Below are 16,471 nucleotides of genomic sequence, written 5' to 3'. Positions count from 1 at the left end.
AAAAACAGCAAGGAATGTTATGAAGTGTATCTAAAGAAATACAATTTGATGGCAGGTATATTTAGCAGGAACAAGAAGTTAACAGGGCCAAACGAGTTCGAATCTCGCCCCGCCCATTGGACTATCGCCGACACGAATTTGCCCCCGACTATTTTCGGCCAATCGTCGGGCGATGGCCAACCCCAAGCCTATACCGCCGGTGGCACGGGTGCGACTGGGATCGAGACGGATGAAAGGTTCAAAAATCCGTTCTCTTTCTGCAGTCGGCACCCCGGGACCATCATCGTCCACTATGATATTCACCTGCCCTTGTTCAAGCTGACAACTGAGCCGAACCTCTTGATGGCAGTGTCGCAATGCATTGGATAGCAAGTTGTTTATTGCCCATTCCAAATGCTTCTTACTGGCAATGACAGATATTTCAGGATCGACTGGCGTTAAGGTGATCTTTTTCTCGGGGAACAAGGGATGCTGCCTTACCACCAAAGTTTGCAATAATGGCGCCAGCGACAAAGACTCTGTTGGCGCTCGCCTCGGACTGCCTTCGGCTTTAATCAGCTTGACGATTTCACGGATCAGCTCATCCAACTCTTCCAGGCCCCGCAGTACCCTGTCTTCCAATTGCGGCCTTTCGTCCACCTCGGCTTCGATGAGCATATCAAAAGCCAGTTGCACCCTGGCCAGTGGCGCCCTGAACTCGTGCGCCACTGCCTGCATTAGATCGCTTTGCATCTTTATCGAACGTTGCAAGGCTTGATTTACCCGCGATTGACTATGACGACCATAGAGCAGCAGCAGAATAGCCGCAGCCGCTACCAGCGCCACGATCCAAAGATTGCGGGTAAACTTTTGTTGTTTGATAACCTCTTGTTGCAAGGCTTTCTCGCCTTCCAGCAAAGTGATTTGTCGCTGGCGTTTTTCATCTTCAAATGAACTGCGCAGCCATGCCAGACGCTCACTGGAGTTGGCATTAAAAAGCGCATCATTGATACTTTTAAACTCTTTATGGTTTAACAACGCCTGGCGATAATTACCTTTACGTTCATGTATTTTTGACAAGAGTTCATAGGTATCTCTGAGCTGACCACGATCGCCACTGGCAAGCGCCAATTGCAATGCCTGCTCGGCTCTTTCACGGGCAATATCCACATCATTGGTCGCCAAAAAATAATCAGCGAGACTCAGCCTTCCCTGGGCTTGCAAGGCGACCAGCCCCAATCGGTCGGCTGTAGCCAGGCCTCGCTCCAGATAACGCCGGGCAATAGGATACTCGCCCATGTCCAAGGAAAGCTTACCAAGACTCATTAAAGCCGTGGCAGTGACATTACCGTCTTTAAGCTCTTCACCATAGATCAGAGCTTGTTTCATGGCAGCCTTGGCCGCCACCTTTCTATTCAATTTTTGCTGCACTGTCCCGAGAGCTGTCAGCGCCTGTGCCATTCCGGTCTTGTCATCCAAGGCCTCGAATCCCTGCAGTCCCAATTGCAACTGCGCCATAGCCTCCTGCAAATCACCTATGTGCTCATAAGTGATCCCCATATTGTGATGCAATTCCGCCACACCTGACTTATCGCCCAACTGCTCCCTGATCCTCAAAGACTCCTGTTGATTTGCCAGCGCTTCACCAAAATCGCCCAAAGTCGCATGAATACCTGCAATATTATTCAACGCCAGCGCCAATGCTCTTGAGTCGTCCAGTCCTCTATGTAGATCCCTGGCCTTGGTAAAACACTCCAGTGCCAACTGATATTCAGCCTTATCACTGTAGATAAGACCCATATTGTTGTAGGTGGTCGCTTCAAAAGAACTGTTTTTCAGGCTATTGGCAACTGTAAGCGCTCTCTGATAATAGGTTAGAGCCTTATCCAACTGACTCTGACGCCAATAAATCAGACCGGCGACATTGAGCGGTACCACCAAGATCTCAGCTTGCTGCTGCTCCTCGGCCAAAGTCAACGCAGCTTCGCCAAAGTCCGCAGCCTCGGCAAACTCCCCCAACATCATTTTCGCCCAGGCCAGATTACTGAGCGCCATCACCTCGGAACCTGGGTCAGGCTCAATTTCCAGTAGTCGCAGAGCCTGTGTACTGTAGTCTATGGTTTTGATTGGGTCTTGATGGCGTGAGGCGGCAGCCAAATCAAGCAGTTCGAGGATTTGACTATGCTCATCCGAGACCAAAGATGAACGTTCCGCTTCCTGACAAGATGGCAGCAATATCAGCAGTAACAATCCCAAGAGCCAGGGCATTAACGCCCCAGAACGGCCTTGAAATCTGGAAACTACCAAGAAGACTTTCATCTTAACTCAGGGTCAGTACGTAGCCTTGACCACGTATCGTTTTAATTAGGGAGGGTTCTTTGGGATCATCATCCATCTTGCGTCGCAGATGAGAAATTCGAAGATCTATAGTGCGCGGTGTGCTGTCATAACCCAGCTCTTTAAAGTGTTCGCAAATAGCATCCCGCGCGAGAGTCCGGCCAGCATGTTTGCTCAAAAGCCACAGCAGTTCAAACTCGGCCAGGGTAAGTTCAAGATCTTGGTTATTCAAACTTGCAGTCCGCTCCAGCTTGTCCAGACGCAAACCATTGACAGCCAAATGGGTCTCACTCTGATTTGCTCTTGGTTCCTGAACTTGGCTTTCTTGTCGTTCCGAGCGGCGCAGCAAGCTGCGAATACGCGCCAACAGCACCCGGGAACGAACCGGCTTGGCAATATAGTCATCCGCTCCGGTTTCAAGCCCGGCAACTTCATCAATATCATCCCCTAACCCGGTTAACATCAGGATGGGGCCGGGATAACGACTACGAACTTCGCGACAGATAGAAAGTCCATCCATCTCTGGCAGCATGACATCCAACACCACCAATCGGGGGCGTTCGTCAATAATGCGTCTGGCGGCATTTACACCATTGGCTTCGGTTCGGACCTCAAAGCCATTCTTGGTCAAAAAGCCACTCAGCAGCTCTGTTAATTCCTGATCGTCATCAACCAACAGGATAAATTCACTCAAATCCATGATGTCACATCCCCGAAAGCTATGAATTTGATTGTATGTAATTATGTACAAAATTCAAACTTTGTATCTCAAGTGTGATTAATGCTTCTCAGGGGAAGGGCCCAAAAAACGGTCCGAGGGCAACTCCAGATACAAAGTTCAGCTTGGCACAAAATCCAAAGGTGACAACCTGGGGTGTCAGCATCAAGCCGAGCAAAGGCAGATTTTAAACAGGCACAGTAACCAAACTTTGCCTCAAACCCGGTAATTCTTTATCATCCCCTCCTTTGCCCAAGCTGGAACCCAAGCAATGAAACTGACTCTGCTGACTCAAGAGCTATACAGCAAGCTCTACCGGGATATTCACGAATTCCGAACCACCTTCGATCTGCCGGTCGACTCTCCTGAGACCCTAGATGCCAAGGCAGACACTCTGCACACCTCACTTATCAGCGAAGAGCTGACCGAACTGGCCGAAGCCGACGACAAGGTTGAACAGGCCGACGCCATAGTCGACAGCGTGTATGTATTGATGGGACGCTTGGTGCACTTGGGCTGCACCCAAGTCGGGGAGCGACTGGAGATCAGCTACCTGATAGATCTGCTGCTGCAGGTTGCCGCCAACAAAGCTATCGACTTTGAGCCCTGCTGGGATGAAGTGCATGCCAGCAACATGAGCAAGGTGTGCCGCAATGAGCAAGAACTGGCCGACACCGTGGCCCACTATGCCAAGCAAGGGGTGGAAATTGTCGGTAGCCGTCAGGGTGACTTCCTGATAGCCAAGTGCGCCAAAGATGTGGAAATGACCGGCAAAACAGTGCGCCAGGGCAAGGTGCTCAAGTCTGTCTATTATCGTCCAGCCAACCTCAAGGATCTGGTGTAACGCTCGGCGTTCAATCCTAAACTGGCACTCGCCTTTGGGGAACCAAACAGGTTCCCAACCGCTCGCCCACAAAAGCAGACTCCAGGTCTGCTTTTTCAGCGTTCAAAACTGTGAGTGCTTCATCGTTAGAACTTCACCGTTAGAACTTCACCGTTAGAACTTCACCAAGGTCCCTTTCAGCGCAACTCCGGCCATGATAGCCCCGGCGCCGCACTCATATTCGGTTTCGCTGGCAAACTCACGCTTCTTGTAATAGGACTGGATATTGACCACGGCGTCCATCCCCTCACGCTCGGCGCGCTCCTGCAACGCCTTTAGGGCACTCAACATCACCCACTCACAAGCTTCGCGATCTGACTTGCCAAAGGCATTGGTCTTTTTATTGGTGATCACCTCGCCATAGCTCTTGCTGATCTCCGGATGCGCCTGAGTGGCAAAATACAGTGGCACATCGTAAAGGGCTTCTTTGGCCTTCTCGGTCTGCAGCAGTTCCTGCACCGGATACTGGGCTATGGTATCTCGCGCCGCGGCGTTGGCACTGACCATTAGGGCCAGCAGCGCCAGAGCAAGTGATTTTTTCATCTATATCTCCCTTTTGCGGCTCTACGCCGCAGTCAAAGCTTTGATTGCAGTCCATCTTAAGATAGGGTCACTCCACCGGTTGCAGGAGTGACTAATTCGCAATGATACAACCAGTTACATACACTAGACCAGAAAAAGCTCAAGCCCTGATAAAGGCCGCCATCAACTCACGGGTCAAGTCGGCGGCGGGAATTTCCCGACATCCCTCCGGATTCTGACCACACCAGAGCGGGCTGAAGTCACAGCAGTCGCGTGCTTCTGCCGCGGCGCGCAGCGGCGCAATGGCATTGGCCGCCAGTGGAAAGTCCGGCGCTTGCCCCAAAGGCCCCAACTCACGCATCAAACGGGTCATTATGCCCCTGGCCGGACGGCCACTGTAGAGATTGGTCAGTGCCGTATGGCGATTCATTTGCGGATCTTTCAGCGCTTGGCGATGCAGTTCACTGATCTCGGCCTCCGGGCACAGGAGATAGGCCGTACCCACCTGCACCCCGGCCGCCCCTAAAGCCATGGCCGCCTGCACTCCGGCGGCGTCGGCAATACCACCGGCGGCAATCACGGGCACCTTCACCGCCTGTACCAGGCGCGGTAACAGGGCAAAAGTACCGCTGTGCTCAGTCAAGTCATCACTGAGGAAATGGCCTCTGTGACCACCGGCTTCCAGGCCCTGGGCTATGATGGCATCCACGCCTCTGGATTCAAGCCATTTGGCCTCAGCGACGCTGGTTGCCGAGGCAATCACCTTGGTGCCCCAACTCTTGACCCTGAGCATCAGTTCGGTGGAGGGTAGCCCGAAATGAAAACTCACCACTTCGGGACGAAAGGGTTCTATAACCGCGGCCACCTCGGCATCGAAGGGACGCCGCTCAGCACCGCCGCCGAGTTCTTCGACCTCGAATTCACGGTAATAAGGCGCCAGTTGCTGCAGCCAGGTACGCAAACGCTCGGGTTGTTCCTCGGGTGGCTTATGGCAAAAGAAGTTAAGGTTCAGCGGCCGGTCACTCTGACGCCTGAAGCTTTCTATTGCCAGCTTGAGTTTGTCATGGGATAACATGGCGCAGGGAATGGAGCCAAGCGCACCGGCAGAAGCGACCGCCAAAGCCAGCGGCACCCCCTGAGCACCGGCCATAGGTGCTTGAATAAGCGGTAATTCAATACCAAAGAGTTGTTCTATCAACATACCAAGACTCCTTCTTGCTTCAGTCCTCAGCAGCACCTCTTGCCGCTGCTTGGTTTACTAACCCGGCTGTTCAGACTAACGGTTGGCAGTGGTTTGCACCAGCAAAAACGCCGCGAGAATCGCGGCGTTGATAGTCAAACTCAATGTCGTTCAGAGCAGGTAATCCATCCCCAAGGCGACAAACAAAGCCATACCCGCCCAGTTGTTGTTGAGAAACGCCTTGAAGCAGGGTGCCCGCTGCCTGTCATAAATCAGCTTCTGCTGATAAAGTCCAAAGCCGATAAAGGCCAGTAGCCCTACCAGATAAAGGGCTCCTCGCTCGGCCACATAACCTGCAGTCATAAAGCAGGCCAGCGCCGCCAGCTGAAACAGGCCGATGATCTGCCTGTCGTAACGGCCGAACAGAATCGCGGTGGACTTGATCCCCACCTTGAGATCATCGTCCCTGTCCACCATGGCATACATGGTGTCGTAGGCTACAGTCCAGAACCAGTTAGCGGCAAATAGCCACCAGGCTTCGACAGGGACTTCACCTGTCTGGGCGGCATAAGCCATGGGGATCGACCAGCTCCACACTGTGCCGAGGAACATCTGCGGCATATTGGTGTAGCGTTTGGTGAAGGGATAGATGATAGTCAGCAGCATACCGACAAGGGAGAGCTTCACCACCAGAGGGTTAAGCAGCAACACCAGACCAAAGGCAAACAGCCCCATGACGACAAACAAGCCCAGCGCTTCTTTGACTGTGACCTCGCCACTGGCCAAAGGTCTGGCCTTGGTGCGCTCGACATAGGTGTCCAATTCACGGTCTGCATAGTCGTTGATGATGCAGCCGCAGGCGCGCATCACAAACACACCTATGATAAAGATGATCAACACCTTGAGATCCGGTAAGCCCCCGGCCGCCAACCACAGCGCCATTAAACAGGGCCACAACAGCAGAAAAGTCCCTATGGGTCTGTCCAGTCGCGACAGACGGGCATAGACGTCAATTTTTTCCCTCAAGTTCATCGGTAGGCTCTCCAACACATCTCAGCCTTAAATTTGCCAAGCATTATGACTCAGCAACAGTGTGATTGACACCGCAAAACGCGAATTTTCCTATGCGGGCTGTCAGCACGCGGTTAACTTGGCGTAGGCCACCACCAACCACTTACTGCCGAAGTCATCAAAATTCACCTGCACCCTGGCCTGTGCGCCCTGGCCTTCAAAATTGGTCACTATCCCCTCACCGAATTTGGGATGCAGCACCCGTTGGCCGACATTGAAGCCCGTGTCGTTGAAGCTGCTTTGCGACTTGCTGAACCTGTTATTGGCCATGGGGGTGGCCACCTGCGCCTTGAGACGAATTTCCTGCAGGTACTGAGGCGGGATCTCCTTGATAAAGCGCGACGGCCGTGAATAGTTTTCACGGCCATAGATGCGGCGCGACTCGGCATAGGTGATATACAGCTGCTGCATGGCGCGGGTCATGCCCACGTAACACAGGCGCCGCTCTTCTTCCAAACGATCGCCCTCTTCCAGCGACAACTGACTGGGAAACAGCCCTTCTTCAACACCGGCCATAAACACCAGCGGGAACTCCAGCCCCTTGGCCGAGTGCAGCGTCATCAACTGCACCGCATCTGTGTGGGCATCAGCCTGGCCTTCTCCCGCCTCCAGCGCCGCATGGGATAAGAAGGCGTTCAACTCCCCCATGTCCACCAGCTCTTCCGGCACTTCGAAGGTGCGCGCCGCGGTGACCAGTTCCTCGAGGTTTTCCACTCTGGCCTGAGCCTTTTCGCCCTTTTCCTGTTCATACATGGCCTTGAGCCCGGAATCCTGGATCACTCTATCCGCTTGGCGATAGAGAGGCAGCTCTTCGGTGTCACTGCGCAGCTGCACTATCAAGTCCATAAAGCCACGCACCGCATTGGCGGCGCGGCCTGCCAAGACCTTCTCTTCCAACAAACGGACGCAGGCCTGCCACAGAGTCAGTTGCTGCTGCCGGGCTGTGGTTCTGAGAATATCCAGGGTGCGATCGCCTATACCTCTGGCGGGAGTGTTGACCACCCGCTCGAAGGCGGCATCATCATCGCGGTTGGCAATCAGACGCAGGTACCCCATGGCATCCTTGATCTCCTGACGCTCGAAGAAGCGCAAACCGCCATAGATGCGATAAGCCAGCCCCTTGTGCAGCAAGGCCTCTTCCAATACCCGTGATTGAGCATTACTGCGATAGAGGATGGCGCAGTCACTGAGACTGCCGCCCTTGTCCTGCCAGTCGCCAATGCGGCCTATGATGAAGCGGGCTTCATCCATCTCATTGAAGGCACAATAAACTGAGATGGGTTCACCATCGACATCTTCGGTCCACAACTGTTTACCCAGCCGATCCGGGTTGTTGGCGATAAGTTCGTTGGAGGCCTTGAGAATATTGCCGCTGGAGCGGTAGTTTTGCTCCAGGCGAATGGTTTCAGCATTGGGAAAGTCCTGCAAAAACTTGTGCAGATTTTCCACTTGGGCGCCGCGCCAGCCATAGATGGACTGGTCATCGTCGCCCACTATCATCACATTGGCGCTCTTGCCTGCCAGTACTCTGATCCAGGCATATTGAATGGCGTTGGTGTCCTGAAACTCATCCACCAGAATATTGCGGAATCTATCCTGATAGTGGGCCAGAATATGTTCCTTGTTGAGAAACAGCTCGTGAGCCCGCAAGAGTATCTCGGCAAAATCCACCAGCCCGGCACGATCACAGGATTCCTGATACACCTGATAGATTTGAATCAGCCTCTGTTCCATGGGGAAAATCCCCCCATCAAGATGCTTCGGGCGTAAACCTTCATCCTTTTTACCATTAATATAACTGGCCACCATCCGCGGCGGATACTGCTTCTCATCCAAATTCAGGCTCTTGAGAATACGCTTGAGCAAGCGCAGCTGATCATCCGAGTCGAGGATCTGAAAATTCTGCGGCAGGCCAGCATCCTGCCAGTGAGTGCGCAGCAGACGATGGGCCAGACCATGAAAGGTACCAATCCACATACGGCCCATATGGTTGCCGACTATCTTCTCCAGCCGCTCCCGCATCTCGGCGGCCGCCTTATTGGTAAAGGTCACCGCCATAATGGAGTACGGGCTCTGGTTTTCCACCTGCAGCAGCCAGGCAATCCTGTGAGTCAGTACCCGGGTCTTGCCGCTACCGGCTCCGGCGAGCACCAGCATGCTCGATTGAGGTGCGGCTACCGCCTCACGCTGCTTGTCATTCAGGCCATCCAATAAAGAAGATACGTCCATTCGCGCCTCCACAAAAACGAGCGCGCATTATAGCAGGAAAGACCCATTGCTCCTACGCGCCTTGGCAGGCTACTGATAGAACCGGACTCAAGGTAAGAGGGCAAAACAGAGTCGGCTTCATCGGTATTTCCCCTACTTTGTTCAAAAACAAAATACAGTCTCAAAAGTTCATATTAAATCATTACTAAATAACGACTTAATAATATTAACAATCAAAAATACTAAAAGTTAAAACATTTACCTATTAAATTGCCACAACTCACAGTTTATAACAGAGCAAAGACCTAGGATCTTGAAACATTCACTATATTTTTCATGCATTTGTTTGGGAGCCGGGTTTTGAACCAAGCCATCTTTTCCAATCTTTCTTTGCGCAAGTTGTTAATCACCTTGTTTGCTGCGCTTTTAGCACTGTTTTGCCTGTCATTGGGCACCATTGGCTATCACCTAGAGGAGGTGAAAAGCCAAATAAGCCTGCTGGAACGGGAGTACCACAGCAATGATCAGGCCGCCTCTTTACTGCAACTGGTATCCGGCCTCAGACGGGAACAGCTGGGTTACAGCTTGAGACGGGTACTGAACGCTCCCATGAGTGAGGAGTCACGTCAGTACCTTCAAGATCAGACTCTGGCGATCAACTCGGCATTACAGCAACTTAAACAGGGTGCCGGACAAGATACCCTGGTGCAGCTGCACAAGCTGGATGCGCCGCTGCAGGCCTTTATGGGACTGCATAAGCAGTTTTTGGCTCAAGACAGCAACGACCTTGCGGAAAACACCGCCAACATGCTGACCTCCATGGAATCCTGGCATATTTACAACAATGTCGAGACCGAGCTCAAAGCCTTGATGGAGCTGGAAACCAATAAGGTCAGCTCTGCCAGAAGCGCCAGTGAACAGGCGATTCAATCCCTCAGCAGCAGTTTGGTTATCGTCTTCTGTCTCTTTGTAACCCTGGCACTGGGAGCCGGCTGGTTCCTGCTGCGACGAATCTTTATCCCCCTTGGCGCCACCACGCAAGTGCTGGAAAAAATCGCTTCGGGCGATCTCGCCAGCGCCATCCCGATGGAGAAATTCAGCGGCAGCGAATTCAAACATTTGGCAGAAACTCTGGGACAGATGCGTACCACATTGCATGAAATGATCTCCCAGATAGGCGCCGCCTCGGTACAACTGGCTGCGGCTGTGGAGGAGATGACTGCTGTCGCCGCTGAATCTGCCGAGGAGATGCAACAGCAGCGCTCTGAGGTCGATCAGGTAGCCACCGCTATGACAGAGCTACAGAGCTCGATTGCCGACATCTCCCGCAACACCACACAAACCGCCGATCAAGCCAACCAAGGGGTGCAAGCCACCACTGAAGGCCAGCAAGTGGTAATGCAAACTCTGGATACCATTCAAAGTTCAGATGCAGAAATCACCGCCGCCAGCGAAGTGATAAATCAATTACAGAAAGACTCAGACTCCATAGCCATGGTGCTGGAAGTGATCGCCCAGATAACGGACCAGACCAACCTGTTGGCCCTCAATGCCGCCATCGAAGCTGCCAGGGCCGGTGAAGCCGGCAGAGGCTTTGCAGTAGTGGCCGATGAAGTACGCACCCTCGCCAGCCGCACCCAAAGCTCGGCGCTGGAAATCAAAGGCACTATAGAGCAGCTGCAACAAAGGGCTCAACATGCCAATGAAGTGATGCAAAAGAGCCGTGAACGTATGCAAGGCAGTGTCCGCTGTGCCAATGAGGCCAGTGATGCGATTGAAAGGATTAGTGCCGCCATCAGTATCATCAACGATATGGCGATTCAGGTGGCCAGTGCCACCGAACAACAGACAGCGGTTACCGGCGAGTTGGGGGTCAACATCACCAATATCAGTGATGCCGCCTCCAGGGTGTCAATGGGAACAGGGCAGGTATCTCAATCCAGCCAGGAGCTGAGTCAGTTAGCCCACAATCTGGCGCATTTGATCAGCCGTTTTCGCACCTAAAATGAGATCTTTGTCACAATCAAGCGGCCACAACGGCCGCATGATAATACCATTCCGACTTGGAGAGACTGACTATGGGATATTCAATCAAAGACTTGGTATATAACGGTGAAACTCATGGAGTACACAACTGGTCAACCCTGGAAGGCAGCCAGTTTTACTGGCATCCGGATTGGCTACATATCGCCGAGGATTTAACCGGCCACAAAGCCACAGCCCATATTCAAGCCAAAGCTGCCAAGGCTAGCCATGAAGAGGCGAAGGCCACCATAGTCCAGCACCTCAACGACAAAAAGTAATCTCTAAAATAACCTAAATAAGCCTCCACTGCGGAGGCTTATCTATTTTTGGGCTAGTGCCCGGACGCTATTGCCTTGCGGGCAAGATTATCCACCCATGCTGGAGCAATAAGGCGAACAAAACGTCCCAGACGACCACGCCAGGAGGTAATTAGCATCCTGCCCCGCCCGGCTATGACCGGCAGCATCATCTGCGCGCATTCTTCGGCAGTCATGATCTTGCTCTCCGCCATGGGAGAAGTCCCGAGTGGCTTACCCTCACCATCCAGCGCCCGCCGATGGATCTCGGAAACCACAAAGTCAGGGCAGATCACTGTCACTGCAATACCATCCTCGGCCAATTCGATACGCAGAGAGTCAAAGAACCCCACTACAGCATGTTTGGAAGCAGCATAACCACTGCGGGTTGGCACCCCAGTGAGACCAGCCACGGAAGCCACCACGACCACTTGCCCTTGGGAAGCCTTCAGATGCGGCAGCGCCGCATGGGTCAGCCAGGCAGGTCCCAAATAATTGACCCGCATCAGCTGTTCAAGAATATCCAGTTGCTTGAGTTCATCGAAGCGGCTCCACATGGTCATGCCGGCATTATTAATCAATATATCCAGCCGACCAAAGCGCTCGATTACCGTGGCTATCAAGGCTTCACAGTCCTGTTGTCGCCCGACATCACCACAGACCACCAGCGACGCACCGCCGACCGATTCGACCTCCATCGCCAGGGTACGTAATCTGGGTTCGTTGCGTGCACTGAGCACAAGTTGTCCACCGAGTGGTGCCAATGCCAGCGTCAGCGCCCGTCCAATACCTTCCGAGGCACCGGTAATCACTATGACCTTATTAGCAAGTCCTTCCATCTACAGTCCATTGTCAGTCGAAGTTATCAGGCTAAGCTCGCATACTCCTCTTGCAAGTGCAATCCCTGCAACTGCTGCTCATGAGCCTTCTGCCACTGATAAAATTGCTCCAGAGGTTTGGGGCGCCCTATGGCGTAACCCTGAGCATAATCAACCCCTATCTCCAACAGCTTGTCCACTATTTCCTGGTTTTCGACAAACTCGGCGACAGTTTCTATCCCCATGACCCGGCACACATCATGAATGGATTTAACTATCGCATAGTCTTTGGCATTGCTGGCCAGATGACGAACAAAGCAACCATCTATCTTGACATAATCCACCGGAAGTTCCCGCAAGTAACCGTAAGAAGCAAAGCCACTGCCAAAATCATCCAGGGCGAAGGCAAATCCCAAGCGGCGCAATTGGTTGAGCATTTCCATCGCCCGGGTTCGGTTCTGGATAGCACTGGTTTCTGTAATCTCAAAGCAGACACAGGAGCTGGGAATACCATAACGCCCCTGCATCTCGGCGATATAGTCCAGCATGCCCTCGCTCCCCAGACTGTTTCCGGAAAGATTGATGGAAACACAAAGCTCAGACCAGAGCTGCGAATGCTCGGAAAGCCACAGAAAGGCTTTACGGATAACTTCCCTATCAACTTCCGGCATCAACTTGAAGCGCTCTGCCGCCGCAATAAACTGTGCCGGAGGCAAAATACGGCCACTGTTGTCGCGGATCCGCAGCAAGATCTCCAACCTTTGACGGCGACAACAACCATTGAGTCCTTTAATTGGCTGAAAATAGAGCAATAACTCTTTGTCTTCTATGGCTCTGGCAATACGCACAGCCCACTTGGGGGCATTGCGCTCATTAGCCAGCTCTTTATTGCGATCATCAAAGAAGTGAATTTGATTACTGCCCTTGCGCTTGGCCGCCAGACAAGCGATATCGGCATCCTTGAGCAGTTCGGCCGGGGCCATGCAAGGGCCTCGATGGAAGGCCACACCACTGCTGACACCCACCCGGTAATGGGCACCGCCGCAAGGCAATACCTGCAAACAAACTTGCTTCACCAACTGCTTCAAAAGCTTGGCGACTTCAAGAGCACTGCGGTTACGGACAGCCAAGCCAAACTCATCACCACCGAGTCTGGCCAACATTTCATCGCCCTGCAAGCAGGATTCTATGGCTCTGGCAACCATCACCAACATCTGATCGCCGGCGTCATGACCACAGTTATCATTAATAAGCTTGAACTGCTCCAAATCCAGATAACAAAGCGCCAGGGTATCGGCGCCTTCGGCAAAGCCGGGCAAGCGTTCCTCAAAGGCGCTACGATTATAAAGCCCGGTAATACCATCGACACTGGCCTTCAACCTGAGTTGCTGTTTGAGGGTTTCTTCTTGGGTAATGTCCCGCAGCACTGTCACCGCACCTATCACTTTACCTTTGTGGTTACAGAGATTGCTCACAGCCCGTTCCATAATCCTCGGCTGCTGCATCTGCAGAGTGACCTTACTGTACTCGGGCTGTCGGTTACCACTGGACATAAAGGCGAGTAACTCTTCATCCAGTTGATCGTCACTCTTGAGTAGAGAATCCAGCGTTCGCCCCAATGCCTGTTGACTACGCAGCCCAAGCAGGGATTCAGCCTGCGGATTAAGGTAGATAACCTTGGCCTTATTGTTGGTGAGGATTACCGCTTCGGCAATGGATTCAAGGGTGATACGGGAACGTTCGTTTTGCTGAAATATCCGCAACAACAAGTTGTTGATCCTGTCAGCCAACACCTTGAATTCAGCGCCGCCGCAACCACTAATATGGGTATAACGCCTGGCGCTGGGATCTATCTCCTTAAGCTCTGTCATCAGTCGGTCGAAAGGTTTTAGCAACCCGCGTCGTAACCACAAATAACCGATGGCGACCATCAGCATGCCACCGAGCAATAGCAGCATCACCACAAGTAAACTCTGCCACTCCAGACGTTCAAAGGCATCGCTCTGTTGTCTGATCTGTAATACAAAAGGCTCGTCCAACAGTGTCGGTACGGGAACTTGACTGAAAAGCTTAAGATGCTGCCCTATACTCACAGGCTGTCGCAGCGGAACCAAGGTCACAGATTGGATAAGATTGGTCTGCCCAAGACTCTGTAGGTGCACAGGGGTCAGCAAACGAGTGACGATCAAAGCCTCGTCATCGTCAAAACGATAGAAGCCAATCTGCAGCGGTTGACCATTGACGACAGCAGCGCCAAACGCTTCTTTATCCAAAGCAGCAAACATATCGGCAGGAGGAACTTTTTGCTCAAGCACCCGGGTCTTGCCGTTGGCCAGCGCCGTTACCTTGCCCTGATGTAGATGAAACAGACTGATATTGGATGACTGTAACCCCTCAACCCAACCGGCTAACAATGAATCTGACGGCATTTCGAGAATGGGGACATAGAGACGCGCCAGCTGCAGCAGACGCCGGGACTCTCGGGTAAACTGTTGTTCAATACCGACATACTCATGTTCCAGCGTTTGCTGCCGGAACTGACCCAGACTGTATTCAAACCAAAAATTCAAACAGTAGGCGACCACAAGCAGGGCCGGAATACAGAACCCCAGAATGAACACGCCTATTTTTTTGCCAATGTGCATCTTAAACCACGGCTGATTGTGATCGGATATCAAGAGTGACCGAACTCCGGCAGGCAACATACCTCATTTAATGACCGGTTAAAACTCTTGACTGGCATCATCGCCAGTTTGCCGCCCTTTGCCCGCGACAAACTGCACCAGCTTGCCCTGACTCTTACAGGCTTGTGTTGATTTGGCGCAGGAAAAAAGAGATAGATACGTGCTTTGGAGCACAATTTGTCAAATTGAAAATATCAATGGTAAGGAACTAAATCTGTATTCCGGGTAATTCAGCATGGGTTCCTGTCCACCGCAGAATCAGGTTAGTCCTCCCCCTAAGACACAGCCACTCAGTCGCATTAATGTTATCCAAGGGTGCAAGCCCGGACAACATGTTATTGTTTTAACATTAAAAAGGCCCGCACTGCGGGCCTTTTTAATAAACGAATACTAACTTACTTATGGTACTGGGCAGACAGCTCATGTACCGACTTAACGAAGGCACCGGCATGCTCAGGATCCACGTGCTGGTGGATACCATGACCCAGGTTGAATACATGGCCTGTACCTTGACCATAGCTGGCCAGGATCTGCGCCACTTCTTCATGAATACGCTCAGGCGATGCGTACAGAGTCGAAGGATCCATATTGCCCTGCAGGGCAACCTTATCGCCGACACGCTTACGGGCATCGCCTATGTCTATGGTCCAATCCAGCCCCAGGGCATCACAACCTGTCTCAGCCATAGCTTCAAGCCATAGACCACCGCCCTTGGTAAACAGGGTTACAGGAACCTGACGACCTTCGGCATGACGGTTCAAACCATCGATGATCTTCTGCATATAACGCAGGGAGAATTCACGATAAGCCGCATGTGACAGCGCCCCACCCCAAGAGTCAAAGATCATCACGGCTTGTGCACCATTGGCGATCTGGGCGTTCAGATAAAGGGTCACTGAGTCAGCCAGCTTGTCCAGCAACATGTGCAATGCTGCAGGCTCGGCATACATCATCCGCTTGATCTTTTCGAAGGCCTTGCTGGAACCACCTTCAACCATATAGGTAGCCAGTGTCCAAGGTGAACCAGAAAAACCTATTAGCGGTACTTCGCCCTTGAGTTCGCGGCGAATGGTGCTAACGGCTTTCATCACATAACCGAGCTCATCTTCCGGATCCGGAATAGCCAGTTTCTTGATGGCGTCAATGGTATCGGTTGGGCGTTCAAAGCGAGGCCCCTCACCTGCTTCAAAATACAGGCCCAAACCCATGGCATCAGGCACAGTCAAAATATCGGAAAACAGGATTGCCGCATCCAATTCAAAACGACGCAGCGGCTGCAGGGTAACTTCACAAGCCAGCTCGGCATTACGGCACAGCGCCATAAAGTCACCGGCCTCGGCGCGGGTAGCGCGATATTCTGGCAGATAGCGGCCAGCCTGGCGCATCATCCAAACTGGTGTAACATCAACAGGTTGCTTGAGCAGCGCACGTAAATAACGATCGTTTTTTAATTCTGCCATTGGGCTTATTCCTACTCCGATTGAGATCTGCTGGTTCGCTAGTTTAGCATTTGCGGCTGCATTGTAACCTGTGTCTGAGTATTTATGTGACCAGAGGCATGGATAAATACCATTCCGGAGAAGAGTTTGATCCCATCCAAGCTTTATTGGGCAACTGAAATGGACAAATTTATGACCGAATTGACGATAGAGACTAACGACTCGGCCACCACAGACTTAATGCGCCGCGAGACACGGCAACGCAATTGCGCCAGCTCACATTTTTACAACAAAAGTATAAAGATCCAGGC

The 16,471-nt window shown here is 52.3% G+C and carries 12 protein-coding genes; 3 read left to right on the top strand and 9 right to left on the bottom strand.

The window, feature by feature from the left end; translation table 11 throughout:
* Positions 1-78: 78 nt before the first annotated feature.
* Both SIL79_RS09650 and SIL79_RS09645 read right to left on the bottom strand, forming a co-directional pair.
* The gene (locus tag SIL79_RS09650) at positions 79-2,247 is read right to left on the bottom strand and encodes a tetratricopeptide repeat protein (protein ID WP_319619209.1); all 2,169 of its coding nucleotides are present in this window, start codon (positions 2,245-2,247) and stop codon (positions 79-81) included.
* A 52-nt stretch (positions 2,248-2,299) separates the two neighbouring features.
* Positions 2,300-3,016, bottom strand: coding sequence for a response regulator transcription factor (locus SIL79_RS09645; protein WP_039034834.1), 717 nt, complete (start codon positions 3,014-3,016; stop codon positions 2,300-2,302).
* 289 nt (positions 3,017-3,305) lie between these two features.
* Between SIL79_RS09645 and SIL79_RS09640 the strand changes: the two genes are divergently transcribed.
* Complete coding sequence (locus SIL79_RS09640) at positions 3,306-3,878, top strand: nucleoside triphosphate pyrophosphohydrolase family protein (protein ID WP_162207065.1); 573 nt, start codon at positions 3,306-3,308, stop codon at positions 3,876-3,878.
* A 153-nt stretch (positions 3,879-4,031) separates the two neighbouring features.
* Here SIL79_RS09640 and SIL79_RS09635 read toward each other — a convergent pair whose 3' ends face one another.
* The 4 genes from SIL79_RS09635 to uvrD form a co-directional block, all read right to left on the bottom strand.
* A complete protein-coding gene (locus SIL79_RS09635; RefSeq protein WP_025009251.1) occupies positions 4,032-4,460 on the bottom strand; it encodes a hypothetical protein in 429 nt (142 codons plus the stop codon).
* A 139-nt stretch (positions 4,461-4,599) separates the two neighbouring features.
* Positions 4,600-5,640 (bottom strand): NAD(P)H-dependent flavin oxidoreductase, encoded by a 1,041-nt coding sequence (locus SIL79_RS09630; protein ID WP_162207064.1) that lies wholly within the window; start codon positions 5,638-5,640, stop codon positions 4,600-4,602.
* A 150-nt stretch (positions 5,641-5,790) separates the two neighbouring features.
* Positions 5,791-6,651: a 4-hydroxybenzoate octaprenyltransferase gene (ubiA, locus tag SIL79_RS09625; protein WP_039034837.1), complete on the bottom strand. Its 861-nt coding sequence runs from the start codon at positions 6,649-6,651 to the stop codon at positions 5,791-5,793.
* Positions 6,652-6,753: 102 nt separating this feature from the next.
* Positions 6,754-8,919, bottom strand: a complete 2,166-nt coding sequence (gene uvrD, locus SIL79_RS09620; protein ID WP_039034838.1) for a DNA helicase II — start codon at positions 8,917-8,919, stop codon at positions 6,754-6,756.
* 339 nt (positions 8,920-9,258) lie between these two features.
* Here uvrD and SIL79_RS09615 point away from each other — a divergent pair, with 339 nt between their 5' ends.
* Entirely contained in the window at positions 9,259-10,902 is a 1,644-nt protein-coding gene (locus SIL79_RS09615; protein WP_233962916.1) for a methyl-accepting chemotaxis protein, read from the top strand.
* A gap of 74 nt (positions 10,903-10,976) precedes the next feature.
* Positions 10,977-11,201 (top strand): hypothetical protein, encoded by a 225-nt coding sequence (locus SIL79_RS09610; RefSeq protein WP_039034839.1) that lies wholly within the window; start codon positions 10,977-10,979, stop codon positions 11,199-11,201.
* Between the two features lie 53 nt (positions 11,202-11,254).
* Here the strand turns inward: SIL79_RS09610 and SIL79_RS09605 are convergent, their stop codons facing one another.
* The 3 genes from SIL79_RS09605 to hemE form a co-directional block, all read right to left on the bottom strand.
* Positions 11,255-12,058: an SDR family oxidoreductase gene (locus SIL79_RS09605; RefSeq protein WP_071476148.1), complete on the bottom strand. Its 804-nt coding sequence runs from the start codon at positions 12,056-12,058 to the stop codon at positions 11,255-11,257.
* A gap of 26 nt (positions 12,059-12,084) precedes the next feature.
* The gene (locus SIL79_RS09600) at positions 12,085-14,682 is read right to left on the bottom strand and encodes a putative bifunctional diguanylate cyclase/phosphodiesterase (protein ID WP_071476154.1); all 2,598 of its coding nucleotides are present in this window, start codon (positions 14,680-14,682) and stop codon (positions 12,085-12,087) included.
* A 434-nt stretch (positions 14,683-15,116) separates the two neighbouring features.
* Complete coding sequence (gene hemE, locus SIL79_RS09595) at positions 15,117-16,181, bottom strand: uroporphyrinogen decarboxylase (protein ID WP_039034841.1); 1,065 nt, start codon at positions 16,179-16,181, stop codon at positions 15,117-15,119.
* Between the last annotated feature and the right edge of the window lie 290 nt (positions 16,182-16,471).

It is taken from the genome of Shewanella indica (assembly GCF_033842865.1).
In the GTDB taxonomy this organism is placed as follows: domain Bacteria; phylum Pseudomonadota; class Gammaproteobacteria; order Enterobacterales; family Shewanellaceae; genus Shewanella; species Shewanella indica.
This window is presented reverse-complemented; position numbering and strand designations above follow the sequence as displayed.